Annotated in this window: 19 protein-coding genes and 1 pseudogene; 5 read left to right on the top strand and 15 right to left on the bottom strand. The window is 34.5% G+C overall.

The annotated features are described in order from the left end of the window. The 3 genes and pseudogenes from T367_RS0116305 to T367_RS0116300 form a co-directional block, all read left to right on the top strand. Window positions 1-309, top strand: a 309-nt coding sequence (locus T367_RS0116305) for a transposase (RefSeq protein ID WP_027420774.1), incomplete at its 5' end; no start/stop codon positions are given. Window positions 310-338: 29 nt separating this feature from the next. Continuing rightward, window positions 339-416 (top strand): annotated as a pseudogene (locus T367_RS25630) (WG repeat-containing protein); the annotation flags it as partial. Window positions 417-431: 15 nt separating this feature from the next. Next, on the top strand, window positions 432-1,181 hold the full coding sequence (locus T367_RS0116300) for a hypothetical protein (protein ID WP_027420809.1): 750 nt from the start codon (window positions 432-434) through the stop codon (window positions 1,179-1,181). 777 nt (window positions 1,182-1,958) lie between these two features. Here the strand turns inward: T367_RS0116300 and T367_RS0116295 are convergent. After that, on the bottom strand, window positions 1,959-2,264 hold the full coding sequence (locus T367_RS0116295) for a putative quinol monooxygenase (protein WP_027420808.1): 306 nt from the start codon (window positions 2,262-2,264) through the stop codon (window positions 1,959-1,961). Between the two features lie 86 nt (window positions 2,265-2,350). Further along, window positions 2,351-2,803 (bottom strand): GatB/YqeY domain-containing protein, encoded by a 453-nt coding sequence (locus T367_RS0116290; protein ID WP_027420807.1) that lies wholly within the window; start codon window positions 2,801-2,803, stop codon window positions 2,351-2,353. A 334-nt stretch (window positions 2,804-3,137) separates the two neighbouring features. On the opposite strand from T367_RS0116290, the gene T367_RS0116285 reads away from it, so the two are divergent. Next, the gene (locus T367_RS0116285) at window positions 3,138-5,351 is read left to right on the top strand and encodes an FUSC family protein (RefSeq protein WP_027420806.1); all 2,214 of its coding nucleotides are present in this window, start codon (window positions 3,138-3,140) and stop codon (window positions 5,349-5,351) included. 14 nt (window positions 5,352-5,365) lie between these two features. Here the strand turns inward: T367_RS0116285 and T367_RS0116280 are convergent, their stop codons facing one another. The 6 genes from T367_RS0116280 to T367_RS0116255 all read right to left on the bottom strand — a co-directional run bounded on the left by T367_RS0116280 (window position 5,366) and on the right by T367_RS0116255 (window position 13,627). Continuing rightward, entirely contained in the window at window positions 5,366-6,232 is an 867-nt protein-coding gene (locus tag T367_RS0116280; RefSeq protein WP_027420805.1) for a type IX secretion system membrane protein PorP/SprF, read from the bottom strand. A gap of 129 nt (window positions 6,233-6,361) precedes the next feature. Then, window positions 6,362-9,109 carry a fibronectin type III domain-containing protein gene (locus tag T367_RS0116275; protein ID WP_027420804.1) on the bottom strand — a complete coding sequence of 916 codons (2,748 nt, stop codon included), beginning with the start codon at window positions 9,107-9,109 and terminating at the stop codon, window positions 6,362-6,364. 150 nt (window positions 9,110-9,259) lie between these two features. Next, a complete protein-coding gene (locus T367_RS0116270) occupies window positions 9,260-10,045 on the bottom strand; it encodes a hypothetical protein (RefSeq protein WP_027420803.1) in 786 nt (261 codons plus the stop codon). Next, a complete protein-coding gene (locus T367_RS0116265; protein WP_157454279.1) occupies window positions 10,046-10,471 on the bottom strand; it encodes a hypothetical protein in 426 nt (141 codons plus the stop codon). 49 nt (window positions 10,472-10,520) lie between these two features. Then, window positions 10,521-12,056 carry a hypothetical protein gene (locus T367_RS0116260; protein ID WP_027420801.1) on the bottom strand — a complete coding sequence of 512 codons (1,536 nt, stop codon included), beginning with the start codon at window positions 12,054-12,056 and terminating at the stop codon, window positions 10,521-10,523. Between the two features lie 11 nt (window positions 12,057-12,067). Continuing rightward, a complete protein-coding gene (locus T367_RS0116255) occupies window positions 12,068-13,627 on the bottom strand; it encodes an ArnT family glycosyltransferase (RefSeq protein ID WP_027420800.1) in 1,560 nt (519 codons plus the stop codon). A 148-nt stretch (window positions 13,628-13,775) separates the two neighbouring features. Between T367_RS0116255 and T367_RS0116250 the strand changes: the two genes are divergently transcribed. Further along, entirely contained in the window at window positions 13,776-14,153 is a 378-nt protein-coding gene (locus T367_RS0116250) for a nuclear transport factor 2 family protein (RefSeq protein WP_027420799.1), read from the top strand. Between the two features lie 69 nt (window positions 14,154-14,222). Here T367_RS0116250 and ftsZ read toward each other — a convergent pair whose 3' ends face one another. From ftsZ to murD, 7 genes are read right to left on the bottom strand one after another with little or no spacing between them, the layout of a single operon-like run. Further along, window positions 14,223-15,776, bottom strand: a complete 1,554-nt coding sequence (gene ftsZ, locus T367_RS0116245) for a cell division protein FtsZ (protein WP_027420798.1) — start codon at window positions 15,774-15,776, stop codon at window positions 14,223-14,225. Window positions 15,777-15,833: 57 nt separating this feature from the next. Next, on the bottom strand, window positions 15,834-17,120 hold the full coding sequence (gene ftsA, locus T367_RS22775) for a cell division protein FtsA (RefSeq protein ID WP_035845389.1): 1,287 nt from the start codon (window positions 17,118-17,120) through the stop codon (window positions 15,834-15,836). A 12-nt stretch (window positions 17,121-17,132) separates the two neighbouring features. Further along, complete coding sequence (locus T367_RS0116235; protein WP_027420797.1) at window positions 17,133-17,912, bottom strand: cell division protein FtsQ/DivIB; 780 nt, start codon at window positions 17,910-17,912, stop codon at window positions 17,133-17,135. Beyond that, complete coding sequence (murC, locus tag T367_RS0116230; RefSeq protein ID WP_027420796.1) at window positions 17,909-19,282, bottom strand: UDP-N-acetylmuramate--L-alanine ligase; 1,374 nt, start codon at window positions 19,280-19,282, stop codon at window positions 17,909-17,911. Before murC ends, T367_RS0116235 begins: the two co-directional genes overlap by 4 nt. Before the next feature lies 1 nt (window position 19,283). Then, window positions 19,284-20,387 carry an undecaprenyldiphospho-muramoylpentapeptide beta-N-acetylglucosaminyltransferase gene (gene murG, locus T367_RS0116225; protein WP_027420795.1) on the bottom strand — a complete coding sequence of 368 codons (1,104 nt, stop codon included), beginning with the start codon at window positions 20,385-20,387 and terminating at the stop codon, window positions 19,284-19,286. 4 nt (window positions 20,388-20,391) lie between these two features. Then, window positions 20,392-21,585, bottom strand: coding sequence for an FtsW/RodA/SpoVE family cell cycle protein (locus T367_RS22770; protein WP_072032217.1), 1,194 nt, complete (start codon window positions 21,583-21,585; stop codon window positions 20,392-20,394). Window positions 21,586-21,636: 51 nt separating this feature from the next. After that, window positions 21,637-22,971: a UDP-N-acetylmuramoyl-L-alanine--D-glutamate ligase gene (gene murD / locus T367_RS0116215; protein ID WP_027420794.1), complete on the bottom strand. Its 1,335-nt coding sequence runs from the start codon at window positions 22,969-22,971 to the stop codon at window positions 21,637-21,639. Window positions 22,972-22,997 lie beyond the last annotated feature (26 nt).

Raw genomic sequence — 22,997 nt, 5'->3', positions numbered from 1 at the left:
ATTGAACAGGCTTATAAATTATCACAAGAGCTTAGATTATTTTTTAATACTAAAACAGGAAAAGGTATTGCTTTAACAAAATTAGCCCAGTGGTATGATAAGGTTGAAAAATCAGGATTTAAAAGTTTTGCTACCATTATGAATACTATTCGAATCAACTACGAGGGGATTGTTAATTATTTTGAACACAGAAGTACAAATGCAGCTGCAGAATCTTTTAATGCAAAAATTAAAGCGTTTAGATCCCAATTTAGAGGTGTGAAAAATGTTGCTTTCTTTTTATTCAGATTAACTAAAATATATGCCTAGTCCCCAACAATTGGTCTTGATCCTTTTTCATTCTACAACAAGGAACCAAATATGGCATCGTAAACCAATCCAACGAAATCATCATTCCTTTTAAATATGACGCACTTAACTTTAATTTTTTAGTGAATTATGATGCAAAAGGATTAGCATCAAAAAGAATTGTCGCTAAGAAAAATGGAAAATTCGGTCTTATTAATTTCAAAAATGAAGTGACCTCCCCATTCCAATATGAAGCCTTAGCAAAGATAGATTATGCCGATCTGTATAAAGCAAAGCAGGATGGACATTATCTGCTCATTGATCAAAATAAGGTTTTAAATCCCGGTCCTTTTGATGAAATCTCACAATTTGAAGATGGTACCGCTTTAACTTTTAAAGATGGTATGATGCGGACGATTAATAAAGCGGGAACAATTACAAACGAACCTGTAAAAATGGAACCACATGAAGGTTATACCACCTTTGAGGATTTAAAATATGGACTGATTGCTGCGCTTGAGAGTGAAGATGAAGAATTGCTCAAGGCATTTGTTGACAAAATCGCCCCATCCGAACATTTGCTCTATTTTTTACATTATAATTTTCTTTCACGAAAACAATTAGGGAATGTAGATGTTGCTTATGTAAAAATGCGCTATTTAGAAGAATTGACGACTTTTAAAAATCGCTATTATAAAAGCATTCTCTTCGATAAAAAATCATTGACAACAGTAGAAGATTACACCATTTATGACGGCGAAGTTTATACCAATAAACGAACGACAGATCATACCTTTGGAAATGTTAAATATTTAGAAAAATTCCTTCGGAATTCATTTAAGGTGAATGGGTATTGGATCAGTCCTTATTTTATGAGTCATCGATTTAGATAGTAGCTGTTTTACTCATTTTTATTCTTATTCTTTTCGTATCGATATGAGAAAACCAGGACAAACGCGTTAAAAAAAGTACACAATAATAGTAAATAACTGTCCGAATTATTAGCCCAAGACAAATCCTCAAAATCTATAGAACTAATCGCGAATACCATTAGAACGAGAATGATAAATAACAGTATTTTACTTAGGTTATTCATAAGCATAACTAATAAACCAAATTCTAATCGAATGCCTCATACAATAAAAAACAAAAAAATATGTGTTTTTTTTAAAATAATCCAAAAAGAAAACAATTCTTAAAATATTATCAATGAATTTTTCGTGGAATACTAAGGGATTCAATCCTATTTAATTAATTATTAACACAATTTGTTAATAACACATTTTTGATTAAGGTATCTAAACTACAGTTAATTAGTAACTTTGATAAGACATAATAATTTAAAAAATAGAAAGGAGAGAATATAAGAATAAAACTAATGAAATGTGTGACTGGAAGGTTGACAAGCCTAATCCTATGAGTCAAGCATTACACAAAAGTAAAAGGCTTTAATTTTAAAATTAAAAAATGAAAATTTTAATATTAAAAATAATATTAACAATACTTGATATTATTCACTCAATCTTAATCAACTTCTAATTGAAGTGATTATCTTTTTCAAATTAAAAGGTCTTACTGTGCAACCAGTAAGGCCTTTTTACATTACAAATATAATACATTAAAATCAAATAAAAACACTTTTGCGATTTATTTTTAAATCAATGTTAAACCTACACCACTCCTCCCAACACTTCTAATTCCTGCCCTTTAGCAGGTGGGCCATCTAGCATGGGCATCGCTTGCCCTATTAATTCGCGAACTCCAGGTAAGCTCAACGAATTGTCATGATCTTCCTTACTGTCCCAAATTTCAGTGATCCAGATGGAGTGTGCATCCGTTTTATCTTTACTTACTGCATATAAATGGCAACCTTTTGCAGGTGAAACCAATGCTGAAGCTTGAATTAAAATTTCGGCCAATTGATCTGCTTTGCCAGCAATTGCCGTTAATTTATTATGTAAACCGTATTTGTTCATACACTAATTTTAAGAAAATAAAACGACCTCTATAAGCATCATAAGGAGCCAATATAGAGGTCGCTAAAATATTATGAAGGAGGTAATTACAAATTACCCAATTCTTCTTTCACTAAAGATGAGATTAATTTGCCATCAGCTTTGCCGTTCAATTGCCCCATAATTGGCCCCATTACTTTACCCATATCTTGAGGTCCAGCAGCACCCATTTCCGATAATTTTGACTTAACAATGGCACGAACTTCGTCTTCAGACATCATTTTAGGCATATAAGCCCCAATTACTTCTGCTTGAAATTTCTCGTCAACGGCTAAATCTTCACGACCTTCTTTGATGTACAAGTCATAAGTATCCATACGTTGTTTGTATAGTTTCATTACGATCTTGTTTTCTACTTCCTCACTCACAGATCCGTCTCCACCACTTGTTGCCTCTAGCAATAATTTTGCTTTAATATCTCTTAATGCAGCCAATTTATCCTTTTCACGGGCTTTCATTGCTGTTTTTATATCGTCGTTAATTTGTTCTGTTAAACTCATTTTATAATTGCTTAATATTCATCTCAAAGTTAGGATTTTAATCTTTAACGAGGCGAAAAGCTCATGAAAATCATTCCTTTTTAACTATAATTTCACTTTTAGGATCTTGCCCTATTGCATCCAAAAAACGTCATCAAAAAACGGAATTTTAAACAGCAATCTTTTTAATTAAAAAAACTTCAGATTAAACAGTTAGCCCTTTCGTAAATTGACCTAATTTTATCAAAAGCAATCCTTTTTTTAAGGGCAAGTCCAAACATTTTCTGCACTTCAATGAAAATATGCAATAATCGAACTGAGGTTGTTATCTTTGCTACAAAATTAAAAGACATTCTTGAGCACTTTTAGCCTAAATATCACTGAAAATTTTAAAAGCCTAATTCGTTTTTTTAAAGGGACTGACTTCTCAAAAGCTCTTTTGATTGGTATTGCGATAACGACTCCAATCGTTCTGGGAATTCTATTTGATCAAATAGAAATTGGATTGGCCCTTTGTTTCGGTGCTTTTTGGAGCTCACCAAGTGATGTTGGCGGCAGTTTTAAGCACAATACGATAGGTATTCTGGCTTCGATTGGATTGGTGATGTTAGTCAGTTTTATTGGTGGATATTTGCGATTCGATGCATACGTATTAGTGCCTTTTATTGGCCTTCTATCTTTTGCTATCGCCTTTATATCGGTGTATGGATTTCGTGCTTCACTGATTAGTTTTTCCGGCTTATTGGCACTGGTACTTAGTTTTGCCCACGATGCACAATCATTAGCAGTGTACGAATACACTTTATTAATCGGTGCGGGTGGTCTTTGGTATTTACTTTTAAGCACTATTTTATACCTCATTAAACCCAAAGCGCAAGTCGATGAATTGCTCGCTAAAACATTTAGCCAAACTGCCGATTTCTTAACATTAAGAGGGAATTTAATTATCCCTGTTAAGGACAGAAAATCACAATTGGTCAATTCTTTTAATTTACAAAGTGCATTAATAGAACTCCACACTGACCTCAGAGCAATTCTAATTAACTCGAGAAAGACCTCTGGAAAATCCTTATACAAAGGAAAAAGATTACTTGTATTTGTGCAATTGGTAGAGATGTTAGAAACTGCCATTGCCAATCCGGTGAATTACGACAAAATGGATGAATTATTCAAAAAACATCCTGAATTCATGGTTTATTTTCAAGACCTTATTATTGAAATGGCAAATCAATTAGCGATCATTTCCCAAATAGGACGGTCCAACAAAAAATTACCCGACAATAAAAAATTAATCGCATGTTTTGACAAGGCAAATGCTGATATTGCTTCGTTTGGTGACAAACTCGCTGAAGAAGAATACGAGCTGTTTTTGATGTTGAAGAACTATATCGAATACCAAGAATTACAGTTCAAGAAACTGCGAAAAATTAAATGGTTGTTAGGCAATCCTGAAATTGGTCAAAACGAATTAATTGAAGTTGATGTCTTTAAACGATTTGTGGTTCCTCCCCATTTCGACCCTAAATTATTTTGGACAAGTCTTAGTTTTAGATCAAACATATTCAAACATTCATTGCGTTTAGCAGTTACTTTGATGATAGGTTATACGCTAGGAACCTTATTTGCCTTTCAAAACCCCTATTGGATTCTATTGACAATTATCGTCATTATGCGACCGAGTTATGGCTTGACCAAATCACGTTCGAAAGACAGGGTGATTGGAACCTTAATCGGCAGCATTATTGCTGTCGGTATTGTGCTGACGATTCAAAACACTTATGTATTTGCCACACTTGCTTTGGTGACACTAATTATTGCTTTTGCAATGGTCCAAAAAAATTACAAAGCCTCGGCTGTTTTCATTACTTTGAGTGTGATTTTCATCTACGGTATCATTCAACCTGACATCTTAAGAGTTATCCAATTTAGAATTCTTGATACCGTATTAGGCGCTGGTCTTTCATTCTTAGCCTTGTTGTGGTTATGGCCAGCTTGGAGTTTTCGAGAAATCAAAAATGATATTAAGAAAAGCGTCGTAGCCAACCGGAATTACTTCAACGAAATCACGACATTTTATAAGCAAAAAGGTGCCATTCCAACTTCTTTAAAATTAGCAAGAAAAGATGCTTTTGTGGAGACCTCGAATTTGAGTGCTGCCTTTCAAAGAATGGCACAAGAACCGCGGTCAAAGCAGAAGAATATTGATAAAATTTATCAAATGGTTGAGATGAATCACGTTTTCTTGTCTTCTCTTGCCTCTTTGAGCAGTTATTTTCAGCAACATCCTACAACAGAGGCTTCATTATTATTCGTTAAAATCGCCAAGCAAATTGACGACAATCTGGATGTCCTCTTAAAACGATTAGACGAAAAACCTCAAATGCCTAGTACTTCAACTTCGCGACCAAATATTAAGAATGAAGAATTTGATTTGTTTTTCAATCCGAAAAATATTGCGAATAAACGTGATTTTCAAGAAGCACATTTAATCTCAGGTCAATTGCATTGGCTGTATTCACTCAGTGAAAACATGTGTGAATTGAGCTTTGAAAATGACGCTGAAGAATAAGCATCGATCGGTAATTATTGAAACCTAGGTAAGTTATAAGACAATCTTATTTCATGTTTGTTAGTCGCATAATACATCAATTTATTTGTATTAAAAGCATAAAAATAAGCCAATTTAAATCTGCTCAACCGACCAGTTATTCCAGCTATAACAGCATCATTTAACCTATAACCTGCAGCCAATGAAAAGTGATCGTTGGCAAATTGGAAATAATTGATGAATTTCATCTGGAATATAGAATTCTCGTCAGTTCTTAATTCTAATATTGGATATATCGCCATCTTCTTAAAGATTTCAAATTGATAACCTGCATTTAGGTAATAATTGTTGCGTATAAACTTTCCTTTTTCTATGATAAATGCACTGCCTTGGAAATGCGTTGTCGCAACGCCTATATAATGATGTTCTCCATACCAATAAACCCCGAAATCTAAATCTATACGCATTGATTCAATAAGTGTCGAATAAGGATAGGGATATAGACTAGTGGAATAAAAAGGACGAACATAACTCTGTTCAAATCCAACTGAAAGGCCAACTGAAAGTCTACTTTTTTTGAAATCAAATGTATAATTGATTGGTATTTCTACGCTGTACCTCCTTGCAAAACCGATAGCATTAGAATTGTAAACTAAACCAGCGTTCATCCTTTTGCCTAAACGAAATTCAGCGCTCACCAAATTATGTAGAGGAATCTGTAAATTATCTAAATCGTCATTTAAAACACTCCCTACTTGAACTGAATATGAATTAATTCCACCAAAGGAAGCAGGATTATGCCACAAACTTCCGATACCATCGCTAGAGAAGTTGGCATCCGATTGCGCCATTCCAATTTTACATGAAATGAGCACGAGCCATATAAAAGTAAATCGTTTCATATTTTGACTTTATAGATTATTATATTGATGTCAAAATTTAGTAGAGGTAACCTTGATAATTAGCAGATATAAAAAAAACACCCACTGAAATTAATCAGCAGGCGTTTTTCCCTTATTAAATCGAACTAATTATTCGACTATTACCTTATATCGATAAAGCTTACGTGTTTGCACTTCGATGATATACATTCCAGCTGGCAGATCATAAGTTAACAATGAATATTTTTGATTGTTTATATTCTCCGTTCGGTAAACGATTCGTCCATTGATATCGACTAATTGCAACCATTCAATTGGATAATCAGAAGATAAAGCTGTTATTTTTTCACCATTACTTGGGTTCGGGAAAACTTTAATGCCATTATCTAATTCTTCAATTGACAACCCTATTGCAGTATCAACCACGACAAATCCTTCTCTATTTGAAACTTCCGTATAAGAATCGTCTGTAAACATTACTAAGAAATATTCGCCTGGGGAATCAGGTAATAAAGTGTCTGTTAAGGTCTTTGTACCGAAAGCTTCTCCATCAAAATAAGCATATGAAATCAATGGATCGACATTAGGATCATCACCTTCGTTATAAATCCCTAACCAGTCTTTTACAATACCAGGTGCATCAGTCCAAGTCGCTACAATCTCTTCACCCAAATCATATTCAGGTTGATCAATCCAAAGGCTGGTAATGGTATCTCCTACAGAAAAGAAGTAAGTTTCTCCGATTACATATGCTCCCTTGAAATAATACTTTGCGCTATAATAACCTTTTTCAAGATCTACTAGTGTTATTTCATCCACTTCAGTATCTACCGCACCCCAAAATGCAGACTCGTGTTCATCATGCGAATGACCAACCTTCATCACCTCAATCGAATCGGCTATAGCTGGTGCATTTGAAATCAATAATACAATATCCTCTCCGATTGGGTATGCCGTCGTATCAGAAGTAATAACTGGCAACAAACCATGATAAAACGTATCTCTATCCGCTATTTCTGTATAACCATCCAATTCAAAATAAGCAGCAAAATACATATCCGATTCTGTTAGTGAACCACTTGGAAAAAATAATTCTCCCGACACACCTGAACAGTAATCCCATGTATCTGAAGGATCAGGACCTGGGAAATTTTCTAAATTATATAGTCCAATCCAGTCATTCGGATTTCCAGGTCCATTCGCGTATGTAGCAACCATTGAAGATCCCATTCCATACGTTTCTTCATCCATTACAATACTCGGTCCAGCAACAAAGGAATTGAAAACTTTAAAAGAATCTATTTCGCTCCATGCTGACCATTCTAAATTCCTGTCTCTATGTCTTACCCTAACATAATGCCAACCATTAGGGATTGAACCTTCTGGAATTTCATAAGCCATAATATCTACACCTAAGTTTATATCCTGTGTTGAATCAGCGTCCTCTCCAGGCGCTTGGCCATATAGGTTTTCGTAATCTCTTAATTTACTGATTTCAATGATTTCGAAATCTCTCACTTGCGCCACTTCAAATTCTGTAGTATTCATCAATTCATCCGAAACTGTTTCATACGCTGACGACATAATAGTAAATGGCAATTCAAGCGAATCTCCGAATGCTGTAATGATAGCAGGTTGATTGGGTGCAGGTTGCCCTAAATAACGGTGGAACTCATCCACTAATTCGTTGTTTTTATATTCTCCAGCTGCATACATTATTGGTGATCCAATAGAATAAGTCTCAATATCTACTTTCCCCGATACTACATCTACATCCATTATTTGGTAACACCAATTAGATATTGTTTTTTGAATATAGTCAAAATCAGATTCTGTTGACATCCCCCATAATTGATCCCAAGCCGTTCCGCCTGATATAATATTATAAACCGGTGCTTCTTTAAATTGACCTCTTGAATAGATATGGTGATGTGCACCCACATGCATTAAATATTTTTCTGATTCCATACAGTAGGGTACGGCTGTAAATTTCACCCAAGATGAAATATCTCCAACATATTGCTCTGCCTCGTATGGTCGGTGACTAAAAGTTAGAATCCAATCTACTGTTTCATCCTCATCAGCAGCCGCCATAACTTCTTGTAACCATTCGAATTGTCCGTCACCTGTATGCTCAGAACTCATACTTATGAAAAGTACATTCCCCGCTTGCATGGCATAATAATTTTCAGTTCCAGAATTGATACCTTGATACGAAATACCGTCCAGATAAAAATGAGAATAATAAGCACTCATACCTAATGCTCCATAAGTTTCGTGATTCCCTACGGTAGTTTGAATTGGAATATTCCCTGACAATACACGATTGTATTTAAAGTGAATATTTTCGTATTGCGTTAGATTCCCTAAATCGACTTGATCACCGACCATAAATGTTAATGAAATATGATCAGAAACTTCTCCCCCCCACTTTTCAACAACTTTTCTTTTTGCAGCTGAAACTAACGAATCGTAACGGCCGTCTCGTGCAATTTGGTTGTCTCCCATGATTAAAAATCGAATATGTCCATCAGCAGTTGCTTCACCAGGATTCGGCAATGTCTTAAAGCTTAATGTATCAGAAGTTAAACCATCTGAATTTACAGTATAATAATATTTTGTATTCGGTGTTAATCCAACAATTTGAACGGTATTATAAAAATATGGATCAGCATAACCACCATCTAAAAACTCCGATGTAAAACCCGTTACTGTACTTCCTAAATCTCCTGGATCAGTTCCATAAGCTATCGCTGGAATATTAGCGAAATCAGTCTTCCAATTCACATAAATAGAATTCGGTTGTGGTGTTTGCAGATAAGGAAAGATATCCTGCGCATAACTAGCTAAATTGACGAATACACATGTCAAAATACCATAAAGTTTAAGTTTATTCATGTCGTTGCTTTGTTTTATTTCGACAAAGCTACCGCCTAATAATGCAAATGATTTTAAATTAAAGCTACAGTATTGTTAAATGAATTGGACCTATATTTAAACGTGAATTATTTTAAATTTAACATGGTCAAAGAAGTTCTAAAAGAAAAATTATTTATTAAAAAATTCTTCTAGGTTAATATCATACGATAGCTCGATTAGTGAATCCTCGACTGCTATTTCTTCTAATATCATTGGCGGCGGTGGCACGGATACTTGTTCACTCTGAATTTTTACGCGAATATTTAACGGATATTTTTTCTTTAACACTTTAATTTCTTCTCGTGATAAGTTACAAATTTTAATTTGCTTTTTTTCAAATTCATCATGGATAAAACTTATATAGGCATTCTCAATAACCATGAATAATTGATTAAGTTGATTATTATTGTTCTTTGAATATAAACTAATTCCAACGCCAGCCTTTTTAAAATTAAATGGAGCATAATCACTCTTACCAACAGATGCAAAATATCGTAAAATTCTTTGTCTTAAAGTATCAGATTCAATCACATTCTTGTATTCATTGTCGAAAACGACACCGTTACGTTGAATATCAAGATTATATTGGTTCGGATAAACGCTGCAAATAATTGGACAAGTTGGATCATATACCTCCTCCAAAATTAGGATCACATTAAGATAACCTGCACCTAATTCAAATTGGTAAGGAACTTTAATTGGTAATTCAGCATTGCAATCACATCTTTCTTCTCCATAGTGTTCAATCATTTTTTCGAGAATTAATTCTTTAGAATCATATGACAACAGGTCTAAAATTGGAAGATCATCAGCTGAATTAACCAAATCAAAACGATTTTGACATTTGTATTCTTGATTGCAACTCATTAAAACTGCAATTAGGATGAATTTTATAAATCCTACTTTTACTTTCATTTAATTCTCTACTATTATTCCAACCGTATGTATATCTATCGTTTCAAAAAAGGAGATAATATTCGAAGAATCTGCTCGAATGAGTTCTTTCTCTTCTTGACTGATCGTTAATTGAATCAAATTATTTTTTAATATTTCAGCTTCACTAATATTCGATAACGTAAAATTAAAATCGCCCCCAATCCTTAAAGCTTCTCCATTTTTTAATTCGCATTGTACACTATTTGTCAAAGAGTCTATTACAATAATTGATTGAACTGATTTATTCTTAATCGCATATCTTGAATTAAACGACAGAATTATTGGATCAATTCGGAATGCATTGCCATAAGTCAATCCTTTAGATTCATAAATCACATGGATAGGCAAATCAGTAGTGTTAAAAATGTAAAAATACGTATTGTAAGAGCAGCTGAATAAGCTCATACAGCAGAAAAGTATTGTCAGCACTCTAAACATAAGCCTATTTAACAAACTACTTAGATAACCCATATTTTAAATCCAATGAATTAAAAAACGCTACTTTATCTTCTTTTTCCAATTTAATCAATAAGCGATTTTCTGACAAAAGCTCATAATCAAATCGACTCAATAAGCTATCATCCAACCTAAATCCGTTTAGCAAAATAGTTTCAGCTGGTGCAGCATCCTGATAGAGCCAAGTTCTTCTATCCCCTTGAATCATAACAGCATTTACTTTATTTGAAGGATCAATTTGCTCCATCAATGGATACCAAGCGTAGTTCTCAAAAAAGTGAGCAAAATAGGCAATATTTGATGTAACCACTAAATCAACGTCATGAGCCTCGGTTAAAGTGTACAAGTTTTGAATTTTATCTTGTAAATCAGCTATTTCAATCACCGGAAAGGATGTTTCATTGATAACTGTTTCAATCTTTGATTCCAAATGATAATTCTTAAGTCCAAATCCAATTACACCCAAAACCAACGAAATAAAATAGGTCCAGATACGGAATTTAGAATCCCTAAAAAGTAAAAACATTGCAATTAATAAAAGCAATGGTAACCATAAATAAAATCGACTGGAAGCAAAGAAAATCCCAGCATTTTCATACACATCCTGGACTTTTGGAATAGCAAATGTTAATACCAAAAGGACACAGCAAACGGCAACAAATATTAATGCTTTCCCTTTGCTTCGAATTACTGCATAAACGAAACAGAAAAGAAGTACAAGACCAACCACTATAGGGAATGGAAAAACAAATTCGAAAAGATCAGGATTTGTCCAACACGATTGGAATGTTTCAGCATTCAATTTTAATCCCGCCAGAGAATGCAAGACTTTTTCAGGATGAATTTTATAATGGTGTTTTGCTAAAAAGTCGATCACAAAGAAAGGAACCACTAACAATCCTTTTACATAGAATGACACCGATCTAAAATGATAAGAATAGACATATAAGAACAGTGGACCAACTAAAATTCCAGCACTCGGATTCATTATAATTGATATAGCAGAAAAAATGTACAATATCGTAACATTCCTTGGTCTCAAAGGATCTAAAAGCGGTAAAAACAGAAAAGGCAAAAATAAATGCGCTTGAATAAAACCTCTTGAAATAGTAGTTAACATTGAAAATTCGAGCGGTAATACCAAAGGTAAAGCAAGACAAATAATTGCCCAGAAATGATATTCGTATCTTTTAAAAACAAAAGCTAAAAATATAAATGGAAATATGGAAATAATAACCGTTACAATTGGTAAGGCTTGGTAAATAGGTACGCCAAACCAAAGCATAGGAACGGCGGCAAGCGCTTCGACCATATAATTATAAGGTTGACCATAAAAAAAAGGTTCGTAAAAAATTCCTTTGGCGTAATCCGTTGCTCCATTCCAGAGTACAATTTGATCAAGATCTGTATAATTAAACCCAAAATTTATTAAGGTTAAAACTCGATCAAAACAGAGCAAGCTCAGTAATAATAGAAATACTGTTTTACGGCTTTCTTTTCCATAAATGAACTGAGAAAATTTACTGTTCTTCATTATTCCTTCTATCAATTATCACCTCTAATTTCGTCTTCTATAATTATCAATCCAGGATCTTGTTGCAGATAAACAGGAATGTCAATTTCTGACGAATTAAATAATACAATAATATGACCTTTTGTTTTCAATTTAATAAATTGATCTTGTGTTGGCACAAAATTATAAGCAGGTAACCCGGTGTAAAACATAGCTTCAATATAATGTCTTCCTTTGATATTGAACAAGACACTATTTTTGGGCACATCTAATGTTGTGAAAACCTCTTTATTATGTATTAACATACTCGAATAACGATTCGTACCGTTATGGAGCGTATATTTTTCTTCGAGACTTTTCATGTCGAATCTAAAAAAGACAAGCACAATGATTCCTAGAACAAAAACGGTATTCCTCAAGCTTTCCTTTGACAAATACCCGTTCAAATAGGTGAACATCCTATCCAATAAAGCTGCAAAAGCAATATATGCTATCATCGCGATGACCAAGGTAAAAGAAGGCATTTTGGTTACTGCAAAAGAGAAAAACAAATAGATAAGAAAGACCATACTCAGCATGGCGTAAAACAACTGTTTATCCTTCGATTTTTGGTACAGGAAGAAGAATGCAGGAACGATTAAAAACGGCGCTATGGCACCATAAATTACACTAAATTTATTGAGATGATACCAAAACGTACCGCCGTGGCCTTCAATTGGTGTTGTAAAATGCAGTGCATTATATTCCATCGCTTCACTTGCTTCATTTGGATACCAAATAAATGTTAAAATTTGCCAAGGAATTGCAATCAAACACGTTACTAAAAGAGAGATAAAAAGATCCTTATTTTCAGACAGTTTATACTTTTTCTGCAGCAATCTCAACACACCCCAACCGAAATAAATCAACAATCCAACGAGCCATTTACATAGAATTGCCATTCCTGAAAACAGACCTATTAATGGAATCCAATATTTTTTACCCGAATAATAATACTCTATAAAAGACCAAATACCCAAAGAAGAATAGACTAAAAATGAAATATCATTGTGCTCTAACTCTTGTCGTCCTGCGACCAATTCGACCAAAAACACAGATGATATAATTAAAACACCGGCTAAATATCCAACCCTTTGGTTGACCAATAATTTTCCTGAACGATAACTGATAAAAACTAGAATTGTACATAAAACAATATCAGGTAATCTTAAAGTAAATTCAGAAACACCGAATAGTTTAAAACTCAAGGCAATTTGCCATAAAAACAAAGGTTGTTTATGTAACCACACATGTGCCCTATCCCATCTATCGTATGCCATGTCTACAACAGGATTATCATAAAGTGTGGGCAATAATGGATGTTGCATTAAGTTTTTACCTACTAAAGCATGAAACCTTTCATCCCACAGATTTAAAAAAGGATCCAATAAAGCTGCAAAACTGAAGATTCCGATTCCAGCTAACAATAAAAACCCTAATGAAAAATTGACCTTTTTATTGATTTGAAAAAACAGACTAATCAAGAAACAAGCAATTGTGGTTAATAGTAATGCAACTTGCGTATTATTGAAATAGGAAAGGTAAAAATCCATGTTTTATTCAGTTAGTTTTTCGAATTAAAAGCAATGTACGAAAAGTCGAATAAAGTAGGATTAAATTCCGAATCAATATTCTTGATGTTCAACGCTTTTCTTTGAACTTTTATTACATTGTAAATTATCAATTTTACAATAAAAGTTAATGAATACAGAAGAAAATAAAAAGAATGCTGTTGCTTTCTATAAAATGGCATATGAAGGTCAACCTAGATTGGCGATAGAAAAATATGTTGGAAATGAATATATTCAACACAACCCTTCAGTTGCAAATGGAACGGAAGGATTTATCAACTATTTCGAACAAATGCAACAAGAATATCCAGAGAAATCGATTGCATTCGTTAGATGTATCGCTGAAGGAGATTTAGTTGCCTTACACACCCACCAGACATGGCCAGGAAACGATCAATATATAACGATGGACTTCTTTCGTTTTGATGAAAACGGTAAAATTTGTGAACATTGGGATTCAATTCAACAGATACCAGAGACATCTGCCAACCCGAATACGATGTATTGATAAAAATTTTATAAAAAAAACGCCCACTAATTACTTAGCAGGCGTCTTAAATTTTAAATCTAAATTAAACTAATCGACATTATCGTGTAAGAATGAATTGTTTTCTTTTAAAGAAATGCCGTCTTTATTCGAAAGAGTATACTTGCTTTGGCTCTCTTCAGAAGAATGAGGGACTTCAGCGATTTGTATATTTTTACGCTTATATGCAGGCTCTTTTTCTAAGTCAGCCAAACCATTCGCGGATTTTAACTTAGAGGTATATTCCTGAATGCGTTCTAATCTTTCTTTTGCTCTTTCTTGTTGTTCTTGTTGCGATAAAATAGAACGTGGTTTAACATTTTCCATTTCTACTTTCTCTTCCAAATCATCTGTCAAAAAGTGACGAACAACTTCTTCTTCCTCTTCTTTAACAACTGGCTTCGCAGCTTCAACTGGTTCATTTTTAATTGTCCAATTGATTGTTGTCTGCTCTTCAGGATAGTTAGCGTCAGGCACCTTTAAAAATGGCTCTTCAACTTCCTTTTCAGTTTCTGCAGGAACCTCTTCCTCTTTTTTATAAGTGTTTTGTTGCGTTGGACTTTCAACAGGTTGAGAAATCATTGTAGAAACTTGATCATCCAAGCTAATCACTTTCTTTTCTGGTGCTTTTTCAAATCCAGTTATTGGAGACGAATGAAAACCAGTTGCGATTAAAGTAACGCTAATAGCATCACCTAAGTTCTCATCAAAACCATGTCCCCAAATTACGTCAGCAGTTGCACCCGCTTCATCTTGGATATAATCAGTGATTTCACCAATCTCATCCATTGTAATTTCTCTACTTCCGTATGTAATATTTAACAATACATACTTCGCTCCTTCAATATTATTATCATTCAATAAAGGAGAAGATAATGAACGTGTAACGGCCTCCATAGCTCTACTTTCGCCTTCAGCAACAGCAGATCCCATAATGGCAACACCACTATTTTTCATAACAGTACTTACATCATTAAAATCGACGTTTATCATACCTGTTACAGAAATTACTTCAGCAATTCCTTTAGCAGCAGTTGCTAAAACATCATCAGCTTGAGCGAACGCATTACCCAGTGATAAATTACCAAACATTTCACGTAAACGGTCGTTGTTGATGATCAATAAAGTATCAACATTTTGACGCATTTCTTCCAAACCTTCTTCGGCTTGTAATTTTCTTTTTCTTCCTTCAAATCCGAATGGTACAGTTACGATACCAACAGTTAAGATACCCATATCCTTAGCAACCTTAGCGATTACTGGAGCAGCACCCGTTCCTGTTCCACCACCCATTCCGGCAGTAATAAACACCATTTTTGTACCCTTCATCAGTACTTCCTTGATGTCTTCAATATTTTCGATGGCAGCATTTTTACCGATTTCTGGTATAGCTCCTGCTCCCCTTCCTTCAGTAAGACTTGCTCCCAATTGCATTTTAATTGGCACAGGGCTAATATCTAAAGCCTGTTGATCTGTATTACAAATAATAAAGTCAACACCTTTTATTCCCTGATTATACATGTGGTTAACAGCGTTTCCACCTCCACCTCCAACACCAATTACTTTGATGATTGATGATTGGTCTTTTGGCAAATCGAATTCCATAATCTTTATTTTTGCGTTTCTTTTTTAATCTATTTCAATTGACTTATGCTACTTAAATCAATCTTCTTCTTCGAACCAAGTTCTACTTTTTGTTAATATTTTTTCGAAGAAATTCCCTTTAGTCTTTGTTGAGTGATTCTTAATTGCTGCTTCGTTTATTCTTCCAGAACTTGCTGCAACTGGACCAAGTCCATTGTTAAATCCTTTAATAACAAGACCAATACCTGTAGCATACATAGGACTCGTAATATTGTCAACCATTGTTGTTGGTGCCAAATGTTCGTTCGGATAACCTATTCTAGTATCCATTCCTGTGATATACTCAAATAATTGTGTTACATGCTTTAATTGTGCGCCACCCCCAGTTACTACGATTCCACCAATTAACTTCTTTTCGAAAGTTGAATTTTTGATCTCGTAATAAACGTGCTCAATAATTTCTTCCATTCTAGCTTGAATGATTGAAGCCAAGTTGCGCACAGATATTTCTTTTGGTTCACGACCTCTGATACCAGGAATACAAACGATTTCATTATCCTGACATTCACTCGCCAAAGCAGAACCGAATTTCACTTTTAATAATTCAGCTTGTCTTTTCATGATTGTACATCCTTCTTTGATATCATCAGAAATGATGTTACCACCAAAAGGAATCACTGCAGTATGACGAATAATTCCATCTTGGAAGATGGCAATATCTGTTGTTCCACCACCTATATCAACCAATACTACACCCGCTTCTTTCTCCTCTTCACTCAATACTGATTCTGAAGACGCCAACGGCTCAAGGATCATTTCATCCACTTCTAAACCACTTTTATCAACACATTTTTTAATGTTTTTTGCAGCAGCAATTTGGCCTGTGATGATATGGAAATTCGCTTCTAAACGAACACCTGTCATACCAATTGGATCTTTAATGCCTTGTTCAGCATCAACAATATATTCTTGCGGTAATACATGAATAATTTCCTCACCCGGTTGCATTACCAATTTGTACATGTCTTCTACTAAATCATCGATATTTGCTTGCGAAATTTCATTATCTAAATCGTTACGCATCAACATACCTCTATGCTGTAAACTATTGATATGCTGACCAGCAATACCAACATTGACAACCTTTATTGCCAATTCCCCCTCTACTCTACTTTCAGCCTCTTCAACTGCAGCACGAATAGATTGAACGGTCTTATCGATATTAGATACAACACCACGTGTTACACCAACAGATTCAGATTTACCCATTGATAAAATCTCAATCTTCCCATGCTCTGTCTTTCTACCAACAATACATGCGATTTTCGTGGTTCCTATATCTAATCCTACAACAATTTCAGTCATAATTAATTCTATTTACGAGCAACTTACCTGGCTCTTATACATTACGTTAATGGTATCAAACTTCTCCCAACCTGCTCTACTCATCCCTTCTCTATAAAACAATTCGAGCTTTTTAAATTTCCCGGCTACATTGCTAGCATCTCCAAATAAAATTCGTTGAGCGCCAACACGGGGAATTAACTCAAATTCGTTAAAGCTATTAATGTACACATGTGTAAATTGAGCTGAAAGGAATTCATCAGAACAAACATAAGATGTTATCGCGTACAAATCATCTAAAATTTCAATAGTTTTCAAACTGTCATTGTTCATTATTATGTTGACATCCTTATTAAAATCGAGTTCGTTGATCTTCCCTGAAACTGTAATTACATGTGCTGTATAAATTTCTGACAGCGGCATTAATGTTCCATCTTTGTCCAAATAACAGCTGGTTCCGTCTAAATTAAATATACGCGCAATAGGCTGTCTAAGCTGCACATTAACATTCCAACTACCTGATAAATGGGAATATACATTTACAGATTTAACTTCTGGCATGTTCTGTAATGTTACTTCAATTTTCTCTAAATCTAAATCAGTGTAAACTTTATTTTCTCCGACTAAATCCCTATTAGACAAACGTTCTATGATGTTTTCCTTTGACAAAAACAGCATATCTTTATATAAATCAATATGAATTTCAGGAAAACCCATCACTTTGTTTTCTTGCGATCGATTTACAAAACTCATTATTATAATGACTGCAAGGATGAAACTTACCCACAATGTATTTTTTAACCAATTTTTCATCCTTCTAATGCGTTTTTAACGGGAAGAATAATTGTATCAATATCTCCTGCCCCTGCAATTAAAACTACTTCATTTTTGCCCTTACGCAAATCATTTACAATGTCTTTTAAAGATGACTTATGCTTATTTGTCATCTGTATTTTATCAAATAAAACTTCACTTGAAACACCTTCAATTGGCAATTCTCTTGCCGGATAAATATCCAATAAAAACAATTCATCAGGCAACGCTAAAACATCTGCAAAATCATTCATAAAATCACGCGTGCGACTAAATAAATGAGGCTGAAAAATTGCCGTTATTTTCTTATCCGGATATATTAAACGAACAGAAGTAAATAACGCTTTCAATTCGGAAGGATGATGTGCATAATCGTCTATCAAAACAAGATCCTCTCTTCTAATATGATAATCAAATCGCCGTTTTACACCTGCATAACTTGCAAATGATGAACGAATTGCCTCTTCTTGTATCCCTAAAGAAATCAACAACCCAAAAACTGCCAAAGCATTTTCAGCATTGTGTTGACCTGGTAAACCAAACTCAACAGCACTATAAGTATGACCTACTCCAATGATATCGAAGAAGATTTTACCGTTATTATATGTTAGATTTTGACCTTTCCAATCTGCATCAAGATCAAAAGCATAAGTTTGCGTCTTTAATTCAGACTGAATCTTTAAATCCTCCGGTGAAATAGCTTTATGATAAAACAAGATTCCAGACGGATTAATTTGATTCACAAAAGCACTGAAAGATTCTTTCAGTTTGGTATCATCACCATAAATATCCAAATGATCGGCATCAATGGTTGTGAGTATCGCATAATTCGGAATCAATTCTAAAAAAGAACGATCAAATTCATCTGCTTCAACAACCACACGATTAGCATTCGGAGCAATTAAACAATTCGAATTATAATTGGAACTTATTCCACCTATAAAGGCATTACATTGTTCGTCACTTTGATATAAAACATGTGCTAAAATTGAACTTGTAGTAGTTTTACCATGCGTCCCAGCAACGGCATAAGTTTCAAACGACTTGGATATAATACCCAAAACCCGCGCACGCTTCACAATATTAAACCCAGCTTCATTAAGTGCGATCAACTCTTGAAATGTGGCTGCTACTGCCGGCGTATAAACGATTAATGTATCCGCTTTATTCAATTGTTTTAAAATATCAGCACCTAAATCGGTATAATGAATATCAATTCCTTCCACCTCTAATTGTTCCGTTAGGCGCGTTTTGGTTTTGTCGTACCCGATCACGCTTTTACCCATTTGGTTAAAATAACGTGCCAATGCACTCATTCCAATTCCGCCAACCCCGACAAAATATACGGTATGTATTAATTTAAAATCCACCTTATCCTACTAGTTTTTCTATCTCTTTTAATATTCTTTGTGCGGCATCTGGAATGCCGAGTGTTTTTATATTCTTTGACAATTCAGCTTGTCTCTCTGTATCTTTTAAAATAGCTAATGCTTGCGGAATTAATTCGCTTTGCGCTTCACTATCCTTCACCAAAACGGCTGCATCAATATTCACGAGTGCCATTGCATTCTTCGTTTGATGATCTTCTGCCACATTAGGCGAAGGAACCAATATTGAAGGCTTACCAATCAAACACAATTCAGAAACAGATATTGCACCGGCACGTGAAATAATGATATCTGCCGCTGCATATGCCAAATCCATTTCAAAAATAAATTCAGAACAAGCAACTAAGGGAGATTTTAGTCCTTCAGCCAAATCACTCTGGATTTGTTTGAAATAAAACTTACCAGTCTGCCAAATGATCTGAACATCCTGATCTATTATTTTATTTAAATTCTTTTGAATACTTTGATTCAATGTTCTTGCCCCTAAACTACCTCCAATTACAAGGATCGTTTTTTTATTTGGATCTAAAGAAAAATGCGCGAATGCTTTCGCTCTTTTCCCTTCAATTTCAACCATATTATTTCGAACAGGATTTCCCGTTTTTACAATTTTATCTTTTGGGAAAAACGCTTCAAGATTATCATAAGCGACACAAATTTTATTCGCTTTTTTAGCTAGAATTTTATTTGTAATTCCAGGATACGAATTCTGTTCTTGTATTAAGGTTGGCACTTTTTGTTTAGCAGCAACATATAAAGTCGCGGCACTTGCATAACCTCCAACTCCAATTGCAATATCAGGTTGATGTTGTTTAATTATTTTTTTTGCTTTTGACAAACTTGCCAACAACTTAAAAGGTACAGCTAAATTTTTAAGTGTCAATTTTCTTTGCAGACCTCTAATCGGCAAACCGACGATTGTATAACCTGCTTGTGGCACTTTCTCCATCTCCATCTTCCCATCAGCTCCAACAAATATTATTTTAGCTTCAGGATGCGCATCTTTAATCGCATTTGCTATTGCAATGGCAGGAAAGATATGACCTCCTGTTCCACCCCCACTTATTATTACACTTTTTATCGCCATACAATTAAGAATTAGCTGTTTTAATACCTGTATCTTTTGTCGATTTATTATTCTCTCTACTAATCCCCAACACAATTCCAATTGCAATACATGTAAACCATGCCGAGGTCCCCCCCATACTTAATAACGGCATATTCTGTCCGGTTACAGGCATTAATTTGGTGCTCACCATCATATTCACGAGAGCCTGCGTAAGAATCATCACGCCAATTCCCAATGCGAGATAAGTTGCAAAAATCGAATCAGCTGCCAACGCCACTTTAATAATCCTAAAGAAAAGCCACATATACAGCATCATAATAAAGATTGCAGTAAATATTCCACCCTCCTCAATTAAAGCAGCAAAATAAAAATCGGCGTAGGCTTCAGGTATATAATGTTTTAACACTCCATTACCCGGTAATTCTGGTCCGAATAGTTTGCCATTTTTATAAGTGAATGCACCGTTTTTTATTGCTGTCAATGCATTGTTTATTTGCATATTTTCATTTGCATCCATCGCAGCTTCCTCATCAAACATTCGCTCTAAACGCAAACGCCATGTTTCAACACGTGGTAAAATTTCCGGTTCGTATTTTGCAAAGGTTAACAGCAACATAAAAACGCCTACTACTGCTCCCATCGACATCAGCATCCACTTCCAAGGGAACTTCGCGAATATCATCATTACAAAAGCCAAGAGCCCCACCAATACTGCCGTAGATAGATTCGACGGTAGAATCAGGAACAAAGTTATGGCAACGGGCAACAAGATGTGCTGTGCAACTATTTTTAAATCATTAAACTCATCCTTACGCTTTACAAATTGTCTTGCTAAATAAATTATCAAAGCCAATTTCGCAAAATCTGAAGTTTGAAATGAGAAGGGTACAAATGGTATTTTTAACCATCTATCCGCACCATTCACACTCTCTCCTATTAGCATTGTTAAAACCAATAAAACAATGCTCAGATAGAAAATTATCTTCGATAGTTTAGATAATATTTTAATAGGAATTTTATGAATAAAAAACATCAATACAAACCCTAATACGAGTAGAAAAGTATGTTTAAAGAAGAGATACGAATAACTCAACCCTTTTACTTTTACAAGTATTGGAATAAAACTGAAGACCGAAACAACTGAAATAAGTCCTAAGATTAAGACTATCACCCAAATATTTCTATCCCCTTTTAGATATTTGAAAAACTCGTTCAAATTTAGTTTGCGTTTTGTATTTAACGTTATTTAATGACACAATCCTAAATCTTAAAGTGCGCGAACGCCTGCTTTAAATTGTTTACCTCTGTCTTCGTAACTTTCAAACAAATCAAAACTTGCACAAGCTGGAGACAATAAAACAACATCATTCTGTTTTGCTAATTGATAAGATAAACCAACAGCTTCCATTGCACTTTGTGCTTCTACTATAACCTCAATAACTCCGCTAAAAGCTTCGATAATTTTTGCATTATCAACACCTAAACAAACAATTGCTTTTACTTTATCTTTTACCAATGGCAATAAAGTTTCGTAATCATTTCCTTTATCTACACCACCAACAATCCATACTGTTGGTTGAGACATACTTTCTAAAGCGAACCATGCAGAGTTAACATTTGTTGCTTTAGAATCATTTATAAATTCGATGCCGTTCACTTTTGCAACAAACTCTAATCTATGTTCTACATTTTTAAAATCAGCAAGACTCTCTCTGATATTTTCTTTTCTAATATCCAATAACTTGGTAGCAATACCTGAAGCCATTGAATTTTGCACGTTGTGCTTTCCTTTTAATGATAAATCGTGAATCGACATAATGAATTTTGGTTTTAAGTTTATATTTATTTGGTTGTTGTTGTCGACAAATGCCGTCATCCCTTCAGTTTTCTCTAATGAGAAAGGCGCCATTTGTGCTTTAATATTTCGTTTTTCTATTTCTTTCAAAATGATTTCGTCATCCGCATTATAGATGAACCAATCTTGTTCAGTAAGGTTTTGAATCACTCTAAATTTTGAGTCTACATAATTCTGCATCTCATAATCATAGCGATCCAAATGGTCTGGAGTTATATTGAGTAGAATTGAGATATCTGCTTTAAAATCATACATGCCATCTAATTGAAAAGAACTCAATTCGACAACATAGATATCAGCTTCATCCGCAATTACCAGTCTCGCTAAAGACTGCCCAATATTTCCTGCTTCAACTACATTTTTGCCTGCACTTTTTAAAATGTGAGTGATCCATAAAGTGGTTGTTGTTTTACCGTTGCTACCCGTTACACAAACAATCTTTTTATTGGTATATCTCCCTGCAAATTCAATCTCACTGATCACTGGAATGCCTTTGGCTCTTGCTGCTACTACAAGTAGTGCCTTATCTGGAATCCCTGGGCTCTTAATGATTAAATCTGCTGCTAAAATGCGTGCGTCAGAATGTACTCCCGACTCAAATTCAATTGCATTGCGTTCCAATTCCTGTCTAAAAGGCATTTTAATCTCACCCTTATCAGAAACAAAAGGAACCATTCCTTTAGCTTTCGCTAAAAGCGCTGCTCCAACACCGCTTTCGCCAGCGCCCAGAATTGCAATATTTTTCAAATTTGTTTTCAATTTATTTTCGTCTT

It is taken from the genome of Crocinitomix catalasitica ATCC 23190, from assembly GCF_000621625.1.
Classification (GTDB): domain Bacteria; phylum Bacteroidota; class Bacteroidia; order Flavobacteriales_D; family Crocinitomicaceae; genus Crocinitomix; species Crocinitomix catalasitica.
This window is presented reverse-complemented; position numbering and strand designations above follow the sequence as displayed.